The following is a 13,647-nucleotide window of genomic DNA, read 5'->3' as shown; positions in this document are numbered from 1 at the left end:
GCGCGAGCCCAACGGGTGGCACCAAAATGGATCCGGGACCCTTGCGCAGCAGATGCGGCGGCGCCGGTGCGGGGCGGAACGAAAAGGAACCACCCCGCAGGCCGCCCCTGGCGGCAGGCGCTCAAAATGACCTTAGGTTACGGGATTTACTGCACTTTTTGAAGTTCGACTTTGGCGTCGATCTGCTCCATCGTGGCCAGAACCGTTGCCAGACGCTTGGCATCAGGCGGATGCGTGCCCCAGAAGGACAGCCTGCCCGCTTCGGTGCGCGCGGCTTCTGGCCGGGCAAAGAATCTGGCGCCCTCAACCGGGTCATAGCCGGATGCATGGGCAATTCTTGTGCCCAGAGTATCGCTCTCCAATTCATAGGTCTGGGAATATGCAGTGGAGCCGGCCGCTGCGCCGACATCCATGCTGGTGCTCACCAGCGAAGGATCATAATAGCCGGAGTCCGCCGTGGCGGCAGCTGTTATCACCCCCAGAATCAGCGCCCCGGCCAGCGCCTGCTGCTTTTGTTTCTCGATATGGCGGCCCAGCAAGTGGCCGTATTCATGGCTGAGTATAAAGGCCACCTCGTCATCGCTGGCGGAATCCCGCAGCATCGGCATCGAGATGCGGATGACCGGCTTGTCTTCGCGATAAGTGAAATAGGCGTTGCGCTGCTCCATCTTGCGGTCAATGCCGATATTGACGTTGCAATCGAAGTTGCTGCGCTCGGCGGTCAGGGTTTCGCAGTATTTCCGGCCCACCGGGCTGATCCGGGCCGCGACCCGCTTGAACCGGCGTTCTGCGGCGGCGGCTGACAGGGTTTTACGCGGGCCTTGGCTGCGGGCGTCAGCGAACATCCGGGTTGCCGCCTGGGATTGCGCCTGGCCCGGTTCAGGCAACTGAAAAGTGGTGCCGCAAGCGCCCAATCCGGCTGCAAAAGCCAATGCCGCCAGGGTTCGAAAAATCGGTTTCATGTAATCTCCGTTCAATTGAGAAAGGTATCATTGAGAAAACCGCTGCACCGTCAACTGCTGACGACGGGTTGTTTCCAGCCGTTGCGCCGCTGGCCATTTCCTGCGGCCTCTGCCATAGCTGTGGCGCATACATTCACACGCGCGAAGGCCCGGCCATGACCCAGATCATCTCCTCCCTGTCCGAAGTCTCCAGCCGCTACAAAGCGCTGTTTGTCGATCTTTGGGGCTGTGTGCATAACGGGATCACCGCATTCCCCGAGGCCGTTGCGGCGCTGCAAGCCTACCGGAAGCAGGGCGGCATCGTGGTGCTGGTGACCAATTCACCGAAACCGCGCGCAGGCGTGGCGGCGCAGCTGGGGCAGTTCAACGTGCCGGATGATGCCTATGACACCATCTCGACCAGCGGTGACAGCGCCCGGGCGGCGATGTTCACGGGTGCTGTCGGCACATCGGTCTATTTCATGGGCGAATGGGAGCGGGATGCGGGGTTTTTCGAGCCGCTGCATGTGATCCATGAACCGGTGGAGATCACAAGGGTGCCGCTGCGCGAGGCCGAGGGCATTGTCTGCTGCGGCCCGTTTGACACTATGGCGGATCCGGAGGTGAACCGGGCGGATTTCCTTTACGCCAAGCAGATGGGCATGAAGCTGCTCTGCGCCAACCCGGATGTCGTGGTCGACCGCGGCGAGACGCGCGAATGGTGCGCCGGGGCGCTGGCGCGGCTTTATACTGAGATGGGCGGCGAGAGCCTGTATTTCGGCAAGCCGCATCCGCCGATTTATGATCTGGCACGGCGGCGCCTGACCGAACTGGGGCATGATTTTGCCGATTCCGAGATTCTGGCGATCGGCGACGGGCCGCATACGGATATTGCCGGCGCCATGGGCGAAAGCATCGATTCCCTGTTCATCACCGGCGGGCTTGCGGCCAGAGAGACAAAGACATCGGTCCAGCCGGACCCGGACGCGCTTGAGGCCTATCTGGCGCAGGAGCAGTCCGCACCCAGCTATGCCATTGGTTTTTTGCGGTAAACCTGCCTTCGTCAGCCCCTTGCCCGGCACGGAGCACCCTGTGTTTTGAACAAACCCCGCCCGAACCGGCGGGGTTTTGTTATGTGAGAAATGTCTTGATTTTCTGCAGTTGCAAAGTAATAAAGTTGCGCAAGCGGCCAATCCGGCGCGCAAAAGTTACAACGCCAGACGGTCAAGCAACGCGATCAGGATAGATGATCGGGCAAGAAGATCAGGACCAGGCGAACGGAGGATGAGATGTTGGATAACCTGCCGCGCGGAACCATTTGCATTGAAGACATCGAAATGGGGATGGTGCGTTACCTGCGCAAGGTCATCACCGATGAGGACATCGAGAAGTTCGCCGAGGTCTCGACCGACCGCAATCCGGTGCATCTGGATGACGAATACGCCCAGGACACCATTTTCGAGGGCCGCATTGCCCATGGGATGCTGACCGCGGGGCTGATTTCGGCAGTGATCGGCGAGCAGCTGCCCGGCCATGGCACCATCTACATGAGCCAGTCGCTGAAATTCCTGGCCCCGGTGCGCCCCGGCGACATGGTGCTGGCCGAGGTCGAGGTGACCGACATCGTGATCGACAAGCGCCGGGTCAAGCTGGAGTGCCGCTGCATCGTCGACGGCAAGAAGGTGCTGGTCGGCGAGGCCATGGTGATGGCGCCGTCGCGCAAATTCGACTGACACCGCAAGCTGCGGCAGGCAAGCTGGCGCCGCGGGCTCAGACGGGTCCGCGGTAGAAGGGGCATTGCCCCTTCGGCGCCTGCCGGGCCGGGCTTCGCCCGTTCGGGTCTGAAATGATCCTCCGGATTATTTCCGGGACGCCCCTCACCCCCAGGGTATTTCAGACCAGAAAGAAGCGCATTGGCAGCCGATTGGCCCTTGCGCGCAGCAGGGCAAGCGCCTGCCCGTCCTGGCGGGCCGGCGCTTTGGATCTGGCACAGTCCCCCGCAACTGGGAAAATGCTTTGCCCGGATAAAACGGCAGGCACCGGCCTGTTGTTGCGCCCCCCCACGGGCAGGCGCCCGGCCAGCCGGTTCCCTCCGCCGCCACTGGCCGCTTGAACCGCCCGGCGCATGGCGCTACGGATGCGCCATGCGTATCGTCAGAGATTATGAATTCGTCGAAGACCAGGACCGGGGCGCCACTGTCGCCATCGGCAATTTCGACGGCGTGCATCTGGGCCATCAGTCGGTGATCGAACTGGCCCGCAGGGCAGCCCCCGGGGCGCCCTTGGGGGTGATGACGTTTGAGCCGCACCCGCGCGAGTATTTTGCGCCCGAGGCGCCGCCCTTCCGGCTGATGCGGGCCGAGACCCGCGCCCACCGGCTGGAGAAGCTGGGGGTTACGCGGCTGTATGAGCTGAACTTCAACACCGCGCTGTCCAGCCTGACACCGGAAGAGTTTGCCCGTGACGTGATTGCCGGCGGACTGGGGCTGGCACATGTGGTGGTGGGCGCCGATTTCTGCTTTGGCAAGGGTCGTGCGGGCAATGCGGATGACCTGCAGCGGTTCGGCGCGGTGCACGGCTTTGGCGTTACTATTGCGCCTTTAATGGAGTATTCTGAACACGCGGTGTCTTCGACCGCGATCCGCAACGCGCTAAGCGAGGGCCGGCCGGCGGATGCCAAGGAGATGCTGGGCCACTGGCACCGCATTGAGGGCGTGGTGATCGGCGGCGAGCAGCGCGGGCGGGAACTGGGTTTTCCGACCGCGAACATGTCGATTGAGGGGCTGCACCAGCCGCGGTTTGGTGTCTATGCGGTGCTGGTGGATGTGCTGGACGGGCCGCATGCGGGCAGCTATCTGGGTGCCGCCTCGATCGGGGTCAGGCCGATGTTTGACGGTGTGGTGCCCAACATCGAAACCTTCCTGTTTGATTTCTCGGGCGATCTTTATGGCGCGACGCTGTCGGTTGCGCTGGTGGCCTTTTTGCGGCCCGAGCTGAAGTTTGACGGGCTGGAGGCGCTGATTGAACAGATGGACGCGGATTGCACCACGTCCCGCGAAATCCTGGTGGCGCTATGAAACCTGAGAAAGACGTGATTGACCGTTCGGGTCTGGGCAAGCGTTTCTGGGAGAAGAAACCGCTGGCCAAGCTGAACCAAAAGGAATGGGAAGCGCTGTGCGACGGCTGCGGCAAATGCTGCCTGAACAAGCTGGAGGACGAGGAGAGCGGCGAGGTCGCCCTGACCCGTGTCGCCTGCCGCTTGCTGGATGATGACAGCTGCCGCTGCGCCCAATATCCGATCCGCCATCAGTTTGTGCCCGAATGCATCGTGCTGAAGCCGGAGAACCTGGATACCCACGCCTATTGGATGCCGGAAACCTGCGCCTACCGGCTGCTGTGGCAGGGCAAGCCGCTGCCGGAATGGCACCCGCTGCTGACCGGCACGCCCGACAGCGTGCATGAGGCCGGCGTGTCGGTGCGCGGCTGGACAGTGTCCGAATTTGAGATTTCCGAAGACGAGTGGGAAGACCACATCATCGAAGAGCCGCTGGGCTGACGGCAGCCTGGAGGGCCGCGCAGGCCGGGCAGGAATTGCAATGCCCGCTCCGCAGAAAGAAGGATCCCGCTTATGCACTTTGCCTCTGACAATTCCGGCCCGGTGCCGCAGCAGATCCTGGATGCCCTGGCCAAGGCCAACCAGGGCTATGCCATGGGCTATGGCGCGGATGCGGAAATGGCCGAAGTGACGGCAAAGATCCGCGCGATTTTCGAGGCGCCGGAGGCATCGGTGCATCTGGTTGCCACCGGCACGGCAGCCAATGTGCTGGCGCTGTCGACCCTGACGCAGCCCTGGCAGACGGTGTTCTGCACCCGCCCGGCGCATATCCTGCAGGATGAGTGCAACGGACCGGAATTCTATACCGGCGGCGCCAAGCTGACGCCGGTGACGGATGCGGACAAGATGACACCGGAAACTTTACGTGCCGCGATTGAAGGCGAGGAAGTCCGCGGTGTCCACGGGCCGCAGCGGGGACCGGTGTCGCTGTCGCAGGTCACTGAATTCGGCACGGTCTATTCAGTTCCGGAAATTGAAGCACTGGGAGCGGTGGCCCGCGAATTCGCGCTCCCGGTTCATATGGACGGCGCCCGGTTCACCAATGCGCTGATCCCGCTAGGCTGCACCCCGGCTGAGATGACCTGGAAGGCCGGCGTGTCGGCACTGTCCTTTGGCGGCACCAAGAACGGCTGCCTGGGAGTGGAAGCGGTGATTTTCTTTGATCCCGGCCACGCGCAGGAGTTCGAGTACCGCCGCAAGCGCGGCGCGCATCTGTTTTCCAAGCACCGCTATCTGTCGGCGCAGATGCTGGCCTATCTGACCAATGACCTGTGGCTGGACAACGCCCGCACAGCCAACTCAAATTGCGCGATGCTGGCCAAAGGGCTGCAGGCCGCGGGCGCCCGGTTCACCCATCCAGCCCAGGCCAATATGATCTTTGCCGCCCTGCCCCGCAGCACCCATCAGCGGCTGTTTGCAGCGGGCGCAGTCTATCATCTGTGGGACGGGCCGTTGCACGGGCCGGAGCAAGAGCTGGTCACCGCCCGGTTTGTCTGCGACTGGTCCGTAACCGAAGAGCAGATCAGCGCCTTCCTCAACCTGCTGTAAAGAGCTGGAGTGCAGCAGGCTTCGTTATGGGGCTGGTTCTGTGGAAAAACAGCGTGCTGCGAGCGCAGAAAGTGACGCCCTGAAAGCGGCGCGGGTGCCTTTCGTGTCGGGCTTTGCGCATTTGCTGCGGTGCAGGAAAGATCTTTGCTAGATTGCGGAGCTTTTGAGCGGTTGCGGCGAGAGGGAATTCGTCGTTTGCTCCGCACGGACCACGTAATCGCAGCCAACCCAACGCGAGGATGCGTTTGAGATGGGCGAAGAGCATCTCAACCTTCTTCCGCAGACGCATCGAGATCGCATATTGTTTGGTCTTGGCGATGTCGCGGGCGACCTGACGGGCGTCTTCATGTTCTTCGCGGGTGATCTTGCGCGCATCTACGTTCAGGCAGCAATTCATCTTTGACGGGCAGGCTTGGCAGGTGTGTTTCAAAGCTTGGCACTTGGCGGCACCCTTGCCGCTGGGGCTGCGATTGGGATCAGAACAGTTGTGGCGGAACTGTTTGAGCGGCTCACCTTCAGGGCAGATGTATTGGTTGTTCTCTGGGTCCCATTCGAATTCGGTGCGGCTCCATGTGCCGTCAGTTCGGCCTGCTTTGTCCAGCACTGGTAAGTGGGGGTTGATGTCACGATCTACGAGCCATCCCAGCATTGGCCCTGATCCATAAGCGCTGTCTGCAATAAGCTATTCTGGGTCAATATCATGCTGTTCCTTGATCCGGTCCAACATTGTGCGCACAGCTTCTGCTTGTCGGATCGATCATGTGCCCTCCGCATCGACGATCACGCTGCGATCGGTATCAATTAGGTAATTGGTGGAATGGCTAAAGAACGCTGGTCCTTTACGAGCCGCTATCCACAGACTGGATGGATCCGAATGGGACGTAAACTTAGGTTCCACGGTGGACGCAGCACCGAATGCCGCGTCATCCAAGACATCCAGATACTCCTTCACGGCGCGCGGTGCATCGCTTGGATCGATGGCACTGTGATCCCAATCTTCCTTCGGTGTGGAGTTCTGTTTGGTCGCATCAGCCTCGATCAGACTGGCATCTGCCGCAAGGCGCTGGCCGCTCACCAAGCCATCCGTAATGCACCGTACGACAGACTTCTCGAACAGATGCCGCAACAGTTGCTCTCACGGAAACGCCCATGCCGGTTCTTGGAAAAGGATGAATGGTTTGGCACCGGATCGGACAAATCAAGGCGGCAAAACCAGCGGTATACGAGGTTCAGATGCATTCATCGCACAAACGGCGCTCTGATCTGATACCGAAGCAATAGCCAACCAACAGCATCCTCCCTCTTGGGACATTGCTGTGCAATGCCCTGCCGGGCAGTGGATCAGCAGCTCAGGATCAATGGAGGGGCGGCCCGTATGACTGTAAGCGCCTGCCAAATACTGCCTGATGTCATCCAGGTCGACGAACCGGTCAATCGAGCGCAGAAGATGGTCTTGCGGGATATGATCTTCCAAAGAGAACTCGTTGAACAGCGCCGCCTGCGCTTCCTGCTTCGGTTCCATCATCGCTCACCCCCCGACCAATTGGGAAATTGAATCAGCGAATGGGCATCCGATCAAAGAGGAGTTTTTCAACGAAATCAGCCGGGTGCTGCCAGAAGGCGCATAGGCTTTTGGCGATGGCGGCCGCAAACTGGGTTTTGCGGTGGGCCACCCCGACCTGGCGCTGCACGGGGGTGTCCGTGCTGAGCGGCCGCACCGTGATCCCCTGTTGCGCGCGGGCATGGCCCATGGGCACCAGCGCCACGCCCAATCCGGCGGCCACCAGATCCAGCAGCTGGGCGTCATGCGCGGCTTCGGCGACGATGGCGGGTAGCGCCTGCTCCTGCAACAGCAACTGATCCGCTCCGGGGCAATAGGGCCTTGCGATCAGCGGCTCGCCCGCCAGATCGGCCAGGGTCAGCGCCGCCTGCGCGGCCAGGGGGTGATCGCGGGGCAATGCGGCGCCATAGGTTTCCTGCCACAAGGCCTGGAACGTGCAGCCCCGCGGCACGCAGCCATCGGAGCAGAACAGAATATCCGCATCCTCGCGGCTGTTGGTGAACTGGAACGTCAGCGCCGCATTGTCCCGGCGCAGGCCGGACAATGCGGCCTGAAAGGACGCCACCAGAATATCCGGCTGGCAATGCACCCGCACCGCCTGCGGTGCCCGTCCGGTCATCCGCTGCTCCAGCAGACTGAGCTGCGCCAGCACGGCGCCCGACTGGCGGTACAGCTCGTGCCCCAGCGCAGTTGGCGCAAGCCCGTCACGGCGGCGCAGGAACAGGGCGCCGCCATAGTGTTCTTCAAGTTTTGAGACCGCCGCCGAGACCGACGGCTGGCTGACCCCGTTCATCCGGGCCGAGGCGCTGAAGGTGCCGGTGTCATAGGCGGATTGAAAATAGCGGAGCGGGGCAAGGTCCATCATAGCCAAAGACTATGCCATTAATAGGCATCAAAGCAATTAACTTTGGTACTTCTGCGTGGCTAGATGTCTGCGAAAACAGAAGCACAGAAGGACAACACCATGAAGGACGCGGGCATTACGCAAGGGGCCGGGACCACGGACCCCGTCATCGCGCAGGTTCTGAAACATTTCGAAGCCGGGGATCCGGCGATCATGGGGCTGATTGCTGCGGATATCGATTTCCGCATTGATCACTACAAGGATGACGCCGATATCGCCTGGCAGAGCGCCACGGATATCGAAGGTTTTGCCCAGGTGCTGACCCGGCTGGGCCAGGAAGTGTTTCCGCAGGGCACGCAGATCCTTGCGGCGGACACGCAGGACCTTGGCAATGGCTGGTTTCTGACCCGGTTCGAGCAGCGGTTCTTCTATGCCCGGAGTGCAGCAATGGCAGAGAGCGTCACTTTTATCACCACCCATCAGGAAGACGGGAAGATGGATTTCTTCCGCGAGGTGGTGACAACAGTGACGGAAATCTGACCTCCCGGCGGCGCATCAGACCTGCGGTGCAAGCGAAACGCAACTGGACCGCACAAGGCCAGCCGCAGGTCAAGAGCGGGCCAATGGCTGGTCACGGGCGGGTCAGGGGCGGGCCAGCCGCGGGTCTGGGGCCTGTCAGTTGCAGGCCTGCCAGAACTGCCGCAGCAGCTGCGCCGTTTGCTGCGGGTGTGTCACTGGCAGCATATGGCCCGCGCCTGGCACGGATCCGGCACGGGCATTGGCCAGCCGGCGGTTGAACCCTCGGACAATTTCCCCGATCACGCCCGGGCTTTCACTGCCGTGAAGCAGCAGCACAGGCATGGCAACAGGATCCAGAGCGCCGGGGGCAAGGGTGCCGTTTTCGTCGTCAAAAAGCGTCGGGTGGCAGGCCGGCACCACAGGAATTGCGCGTATCATAGCAGCACGGGCCTGTTCGGGCAGGTCGGTCCACTTTGGCTCTCCCGGCCCCCACATCCGGTTGAACAGCCGCGCCATCAGTGCGAGATCCCCGGCTGCCCAGGCCGCATCGATTGGCCGGCTGGCGGCTTCGAGGGTGGCGAATGCCGCCGGGGCGTCGGATTTGGCCACGGCAAACAGCACCGGTTCGATCAGCGTCAGGCTGCGCACCAGATGCGGCCGAGCCATTGCCATGCGCAGGGCCACAGTGGCGCCGAAGGAGTGCCCGATCAGATCCACGGGTTCGGTCAGCAAGGCAAGGCCTGCGTCAACGTTCAGCAGCTGATAATTGCCGGTGCCGTCCCAATCCGGGCTGCGCCCATGGCTGAGCATATCGAAAGCGGTCAGGGAGATGCCCTCGGCCATCTCCCCGGCCAGACGGCGCCAGGCGCCGGAATGGGCCAGCGAGCAATGCACCGCCAGCACATTGCGCGGGCCCTGGCCGAAGCTGCGCGAAAAGATCCCCTCGGGCCAGCCGGTCTGGTCGCCTGTCACGCAGCCTGCCCCGCCAGATGCGCGTCCAGGTCATCCAGCCGGTCCTGCCCCCAGAACTTTGCCCCATCTGCGGTCAGCCAGAACGGCGCGCCGAACACACCGGCATTGACTGCGTCCTCGAGGTTCTGCGCATAGGTCTCCGCGCCGGCCAGAAGACCGCTGTCCGCCAACGCGGGGTCGAAGCCGGCGCCGTCGAGACAGGCGCGGATCACCGCATCCTCGGCGATGTTCTTCTCCTCGGCCCAGCAGGCGCGCAGGATCGAATGCACCAGCTGCCCCAGATCGCCGCCGCCTGCGGTTTGCGCAGCGATAATGGCGTATGAGGACGGCGCGGCATTGGCCGGCCAAAACGCCGGTTTCAGATTGACGGGCATACCCAGCCTGGCCGCCTGCCGCTCCAGCTCAACCAGGCGGTATTCCTGGCGTGCGGGATGGCGTTCGCCCGGAGGGGTGCCGCCGGTGCGGCCAAACAGCGCCAGGATGTCCAAAGGCTTGCAAATCACTTCGGCCCCGTGACGGGCGGCAATCTCCCACGGCTTTGTGCCGGCCAGGTAGGTAAAGGGCGATAAAGTTGAGAAGTAGAAATCGAACGCTGCCATAGGCTGTATCTCCCGCTTAGAACTTTGCGCGAGGGTAAGTGCATGCTAAGCGGGGTTCAATATCACGAATCTGACACATTGCCATTGCTGCCTGGGGATATCAGCCAATGCCGACTTTGAACGAACCCAAGCTTATCGCTGGGAACGCCAACCTCCCTCTTGCCCAAGCCATCACCCGCCGGATGAGCATGCACCGCGGTGTTGACCAGGGGCTGGTGGACGCCCGCGTCGAGCGGTTCAATGACGGCGAGATTTTCGTCGAAGTCTATGAGAACGTCCGCGGCGAGGACATGTTCATCATTCAGCCGACCTCGAACCCGGCCAATGACAACCTGATGGAACTGTTGATCATATCTGATGCGCTGCGCCGGTCATCGGCACAGCGGATTACTGCAGTGATCCCCTATTTCGGCTATGCCCGCCAGGACCGCCGCACCAAGGCGCGCACGCCGATCTCGGCCAAGCTGGTGGCCAATATGCTGACCGGTGCCGGCATTGAGCGGGTTCTGACCATGGACCTGCACGCCGCGCAGATTCAGGGCTTCTTTGATATCCCGGTGGACAACCTTTATGCCTCGCCGATCTTTGCGCTGGATGTGAAGAACCAGTTCAAGGACAACATGGACGAGCTGATGGTGGTGTCTCCGGACGTGGGCGGTGTGGCCCGTGCGCGGGAGCTGGCCAAGCGGATCAATGCACCGCTGTCGATCGTCGACAAGCGCCGCGAGAAGGCCGGTGAAGTGGCCGAGATGACCGTGATCGGCGATGTCAAAGACAAGATCTGCCTGATCATCGACGACATGTGCGACACCGCGGGCACCCTGTGCAAGGCAGCCCAGGTGCTGCTGGACAACGGCGCCAGGGAAGTCCACGCCTATATCACCCACGGTGTGATGAGCGGCCCGGCGGTGGAGCGGGTGACCAATTCGGTGATGAAGTCGCTGGTACTGACCGACTCGATCCAGCCGACCGAGGCCGTCGCCGCCGCACCCAATATCCGCATCCTGCCGACTGCGCCGCTGTTCACGCAAGCCATTCTGAACATCTGGCACGGCACATCAGTGTCGTCGCTGTTCGAGGACAAGACCCTGGTGCCGATCTACGAGAGCCTGACCTCAAGCGGCAGCTGAACCCGCTGTTTTCCGCAAGTTGAAAAGCCCCGCCACACGGCGGGGCTTTTGCCTTTTACAGGGCGGCACGGCGGCGGCGCACTGTGAGCAGGGCCGTCAGCAGCGCCATGCAAGCCATCAGCGCCAGACCTGCTGCTGCGGCGCCGAACGTTGCGCCATAGCCCCATTGGCTGATGGCAGGCGTGCTGGCAAAGGGCGACAGGAACTGGCCGCAGAACACTGATGCTGTCAGGATCGCGCCTGCTGTTCCGCGCCGCCCGGACGGGGCCAGTGCCAGCGTGATAGCGACGAAGCCAGGCGAGACCGTGGCATAGCCAATGCCAACCGCCATGGCGCCCGCCAAGGACAGCGCCGCGCTGCCCTCCAGCGCCAGAACCGCAAAGCCAAGCGCCAGCGCGCCATAACCCAGGGCAAAGATGGCGGCATGCGGCAACGCGCCTTTGAAACGGGCATACAGCAGCGCAGTGATCCCGCCGCAAAGCGACAGCAGCCCCAGCCCGGCCCCCGTCATCAGCGCGCTGTTGAGGCCCTGGGACGCAAAGAAGAACGGCAGCTGGGTGGGCATCATGAAGAACAGCCCGTTGGTCAGCATCTGCAAGGCCGAAACTGCGATTACCAGCACCAGCCAGGCCGGGTGCCCTGCCCCCTCAGCTTGGGCTTGCCCCGCCTGGGGCCGGGCCGGTTCGGGCGCATGGCGCCAGGCGGCGTACAGGCACAGGACAGCCAGCCCGTAGATCAGAAACGGCAGCCGCGGTGACAGGGTGGCGGCCAGCCCGGCAAAGCCGATGAAGACCAGCCCGCCGAAGTTTCGGGCCGAGATCTGCAGCCCGGTCAATGCCTGGCGCCGCGCGCCGGTGAAATAGTCGCCGATCAGCGCGGTTTGCGCGGTCATGATCAGCGCCACAGCGATCCCCAGGCCAAAGCGGCTGACAAGCATCAGCTGCAAATCCGGCAGGTAAAAACCGGCCGTGCCGCAGAGCATGAACAGCCAGATCCCCGCCAGCAGCACGCCCCGCCGCCCGGCGCGGTCTGTCAGCCAGCCCGCCAGCGGCGCGGTCAGCATCACCCCCAGCGACGGCGCGGTGACCAGCAGGCGTACCAGAAAGCCCGCATCGGGCACGCCTGCAAATTCCTGTTCCAACCCCGCCAGCGCCGGGCTGATGGTGGCATTGGCCATCACTGTGAGACTGGCGGCCATCAACAGCGCGATGGCCTTAGGCTCTTGCCAAAGGGGTGTTTTTTCCGTGTTCATCCGGGAATTTCCTTGTTCAAACTGTTCCGGACTGGCAACCTGCCAATTCAAGTCAGCTTAAGGTCAAGAATGAAACTTCTGGATATCGGCGACGTTGCCGAACGCTCGGGCGTCGCCGCCTCGGCCCTGCGGTACTACGAGGAAATCGGGCTGATCACCTCAGCCGGGCGCAAGGGGCTGCGGCGGCAGTTCGGGCGGGAGGTTTTGTTGCAGCTATCGCTGATCACGCTGGGCAAGGCGGCGGGGTTTTCGCTGCAGGAGATTGCCGGCATGTTCGGCAAGGACGGCCAGCCGGATCTGCCGCGCAGCCAATTGCACGCCCGCGCCGACGCGCTGGAGGCGCAGATCCGTGAGCTGACCACGCTGAAGGACGCGCTGCGGCATGTGGCGGACTGCCCGGCGCCCAGCCATCTGGAGTGTCCCAAATTTCAAAAACTGCTGCGGGCCGGAAGCCTGACTGTCCCAGTCTAGCGCCACGGCTTAATCAACATCCCAGTCGTCGGCATGGGGCAGATCACCAATGGCCAGCCAGCCCGCGCGCAACCGGGCGGCGCGGCTGTCGGCCCAGGTGCGAAAGACGATCTCGAACCCTTCGCAGGTGATGTTTTCCGCCACCAGCTCGGCCCGGATCGCGGCGGAAGTGTCCATATCCCAAAGCGACACCGACACTTGCACCGATGGCGGGCTGGCAAATGCCGCGCTGAAACTTACGGCCCGGCGCCGCTCGCGCGGGCCGGAGCCGGTCCACATCTCGCCGTTGTCCTCGAAATCCGAAAAGACCTCGGCATCCCCCTGATCTACCCCTGTACGGGGGTTGCGCAGTCTTTTCATTCCGGTTCCCAAGCGGTTAGTCAGTGTTGAGATTAAGCCATACAGCAGGATTATCCAGAAACCAGCCATAAAGACCCGGCGGCTGTTGCCTTTAGGCAAGGCGGCACTGGCTTGGCAAGCTGCCATTTCTGAAGGCCTGGCAGGCTTGTCCGGCCTTCACGAGCGGGGAGAAATCCCCCGAAGGCCCTACCTTTCCCCGAACGGGGATATTTCCCCGATTGTCGCAAACGCTGTGCATTCCGGCGCGGCGGCGACGAGTCCCCGGGGCCGATTTCTGGTGTGTATCCGCATCCGCCTTTGACAGGCGATTTGACCCTAGGGAGGAGATACCCGTG

Annotated in this window: 14 protein-coding genes and 1 pseudogene; 8 read left to right on the top strand and 7 right to left on the bottom strand. The window is 62.5% G+C overall.

Annotated elements, in window-relative coordinates; all coding sequences use genetic code 11:
* Positions 1–146 precede the first annotated feature (146 nt).
* On the bottom strand, positions 147–962 hold the full coding sequence (locus K3557_RS04075) for a M48 family metalloprotease (protein WP_259997836.1): 816 nt from the start codon (positions 960–962) through the stop codon (positions 147–149).
* Positions 963–1,117: 155 nt separating this feature from the next.
* On the opposite strand from K3557_RS04075, the gene K3557_RS04070 reads away from it, so the two are divergent.
* From K3557_RS04070 to K3557_RS04050, 5 genes are all read left to right on the top strand, one after another.
* Positions 1,118–1,993 (top strand): TIGR01459 family HAD-type hydrolase, encoded by an 876-nt coding sequence (locus K3557_RS04070; protein ID WP_259997835.1) that lies wholly within the window; start codon positions 1,118–1,120, stop codon positions 1,991–1,993.
* A 237-nt stretch (positions 1,994–2,230) separates the two neighbouring features.
* A complete protein-coding gene (locus K3557_RS04065) occupies positions 2,231–2,674 on the top strand; it encodes a MaoC family dehydratase (RefSeq protein WP_259990862.1) in 444 nt (147 codons plus the stop codon).
* A 411-nt stretch (positions 2,675–3,085) separates the two neighbouring features.
* On the top strand, positions 3,086–4,018 hold the full coding sequence (locus K3557_RS04060) for a bifunctional riboflavin kinase/FAD synthetase (protein WP_259997834.1): 933 nt from the start codon (positions 3,086–3,088) through the stop codon (positions 4,016–4,018).
* Positions 4,015–4,497 (top strand): YcgN family cysteine cluster protein, encoded by a 483-nt coding sequence (locus K3557_RS04055; RefSeq protein WP_259997832.1) that lies wholly within the window; start codon positions 4,015–4,017, stop codon positions 4,495–4,497. Before K3557_RS04060 ends, K3557_RS04055 begins: the two co-directional genes overlap by 4 nt.
* A 72-nt stretch (positions 4,498–4,569) precedes the next feature.
* A complete protein-coding gene (locus tag K3557_RS04050) occupies positions 4,570–5,604 on the top strand; it encodes a low specificity L-threonine aldolase (protein WP_259997830.1) in 1,035 nt (344 codons plus the stop codon).
* Positions 5,605–5,713: 109 nt separating this feature from the next.
* Here the strand turns inward: K3557_RS04050 and K3557_RS04045 are convergent.
* Positions 5,714–7,129 (bottom strand): annotated as a pseudogene (locus K3557_RS04045) (transposase); the annotation flags it as partial.
* Positions 7,130–7,160: 31 nt separating this feature from the next.
* Entirely contained in the window at positions 7,161–8,030 is an 870-nt protein-coding gene (locus K3557_RS04040; RefSeq protein WP_259997828.1) for a LysR family transcriptional regulator, read from the bottom strand.
* Between the two features lie 63 nt (positions 8,031–8,093).
* On the opposite strand from K3557_RS04040, the gene K3557_RS04035 reads away from it, so the two are divergent.
* Positions 8,094–8,549, top strand: coding sequence for a hypothetical protein (locus tag K3557_RS04035; protein ID WP_259997826.1), 456 nt, complete (start codon positions 8,094–8,096; stop codon positions 8,547–8,549).
* Positions 8,550–8,684: 135 nt separating this feature from the next.
* On the opposite strand, the gene K3557_RS04030 is transcribed toward K3557_RS04035, so the two are convergent.
* Entirely contained in the window at positions 8,685–9,500 is an 816-nt protein-coding gene (locus K3557_RS04030; protein ID WP_259997824.1) for an alpha/beta fold hydrolase, read from the bottom strand.
* Positions 9,497–10,099 carry a 2-hydroxychromene-2-carboxylate isomerase gene (locus tag K3557_RS04025; RefSeq protein WP_259997822.1) on the bottom strand — a complete coding sequence of 201 codons (603 nt, stop codon included), beginning with the start codon at positions 10,097–10,099 and terminating at the stop codon, positions 9,497–9,499. The genes K3557_RS04030 and K3557_RS04025 overlap by 4 nt, the downstream gene beginning before the upstream one ends.
* 107 nt (positions 10,100–10,206) lie before the next feature.
* Between K3557_RS04025 and K3557_RS04020 the strand changes: the two genes are divergently transcribed.
* Entirely contained in the window at positions 10,207–11,229 is a 1,023-nt protein-coding gene (locus tag K3557_RS04020) for a ribose-phosphate pyrophosphokinase (protein ID WP_259997820.1), read from the top strand.
* A 55-nt stretch (positions 11,230–11,284) separates the two neighbouring features.
* Here K3557_RS04020 and K3557_RS04015 read toward each other — a convergent pair whose 3' ends face one another.
* On the bottom strand, positions 11,285–12,481 hold the full coding sequence (locus tag K3557_RS04015) for an MFS transporter (protein WP_259997818.1): 1,197 nt from the start codon (positions 12,479–12,481) through the stop codon (positions 11,285–11,287).
* Positions 12,482–12,550: 69 nt separating this feature from the next.
* Between K3557_RS04015 and K3557_RS04010 the strand changes: the two genes are divergently transcribed.
* A complete protein-coding gene (locus K3557_RS04010; protein ID WP_259997816.1) occupies positions 12,551–12,952 on the top strand; it encodes a helix-turn-helix domain-containing protein in 402 nt (133 codons plus the stop codon).
* A 9-nt stretch (positions 12,953–12,961) separates the two neighbouring features.
* Here the strand turns inward: K3557_RS04010 and K3557_RS04005 are convergent, their stop codons facing one another.
* Entirely contained in the window at positions 12,962–13,312 is a 351-nt protein-coding gene (locus K3557_RS04005) for an H-type lectin domain-containing protein (RefSeq protein WP_259997814.1), read from the bottom strand.
* Between the last annotated feature and the right edge of the window lie 335 nt (positions 13,313–13,647).

This window comes from Leisingera sp. M523 (assembly GCF_025141335.1).
In the GTDB taxonomy this organism is placed as follows: Bacteria; Pseudomonadota; Alphaproteobacteria; order Rhodobacterales; family Rhodobacteraceae; genus Leisingera.
Note: the sequence above shows the minus strand (reverse complement) of the source record. Positions and strands in the feature narration are given on the sequence as shown.

What these genes read in the sequence shown, in the direction of transcription:
- K3557_RS04075 (WP_259997836.1), bottom strand. Translation starts at nt 962, where the DNA reads ATGAAACCGATTTTTCGAACCCTGGCGGCATTGGCTTTTGCAGCCGGA.
- K3557_RS04070 (WP_259997835.1), top strand. Translation starts at nt 1,118, where the DNA reads ATGACCCAGATCATCTCCTCCCTGTCCGAAGTCTCCAGCCGCTACAAA.
- K3557_RS04065 (WP_259990862.1), top strand. Translation starts at nt 2,231, where the DNA reads ATGTTGGATAACCTGCCGCGCGGAACCATTTGCATTGAAGACATCGAA.
- K3557_RS04060 (WP_259997834.1), top strand. Translation starts at nt 3,086, where the DNA reads ATGCGTATCGTCAGAGATTATGAATTCGTCGAAGACCAGGACCGGGGC.
- K3557_RS04055 (WP_259997832.1), top strand. Translation starts at nt 4,015, where the DNA reads ATGAAACCTGAGAAAGACGTGATTGACCGTTCGGGTCTGGGCAAGCGT.
- K3557_RS04050 (WP_259997830.1), top strand. Translation starts at nt 4,570, where the DNA reads ATGCACTTTGCCTCTGACAATTCCGGCCCGGTGCCGCAGCAGATCCTG.
- K3557_RS04040 (WP_259997828.1), bottom strand. Translation starts at nt 8,030, where the DNA reads ATGATGGACCTTGCCCCGCTCCGCTATTTTCAATCCGCCTATGACACC.
- K3557_RS04035 (WP_259997826.1), top strand. Translation starts at nt 8,094, where the DNA reads ATGTCTGCGAAAACAGAAGCACAGAAGGACAACACCATGAAGGACGCG.
- K3557_RS04025 (WP_259997822.1), bottom strand. Translation starts at nt 10,099, where the DNA reads ATGGCAGCGTTCGATTTCTACTTCTCAACTTTATCGCCCTTTACCTAC.
- K3557_RS04020 (WP_259997820.1), top strand. Translation starts at nt 10,207, where the DNA reads ATGCCGACTTTGAACGAACCCAAGCTTATCGCTGGGAACGCCAACCTC.
- K3557_RS04015 (WP_259997818.1), bottom strand. Translation starts at nt 12,481, where the DNA reads ATGAACACGGAAAAAACACCCCTTTGGCAAGAGCCTAAGGCCATCGCG.
- K3557_RS04010 (WP_259997816.1), top strand. Translation starts at nt 12,551, where the DNA reads ATGAAACTTCTGGATATCGGCGACGTTGCCGAACGCTCGGGCGTCGCC.
- K3557_RS04005 (WP_259997814.1), bottom strand. Translation starts at nt 13,312, where the DNA reads ATGAAAAGACTGCGCAACCCCCGTACAGGGGTAGATCAGGGGGATGCC.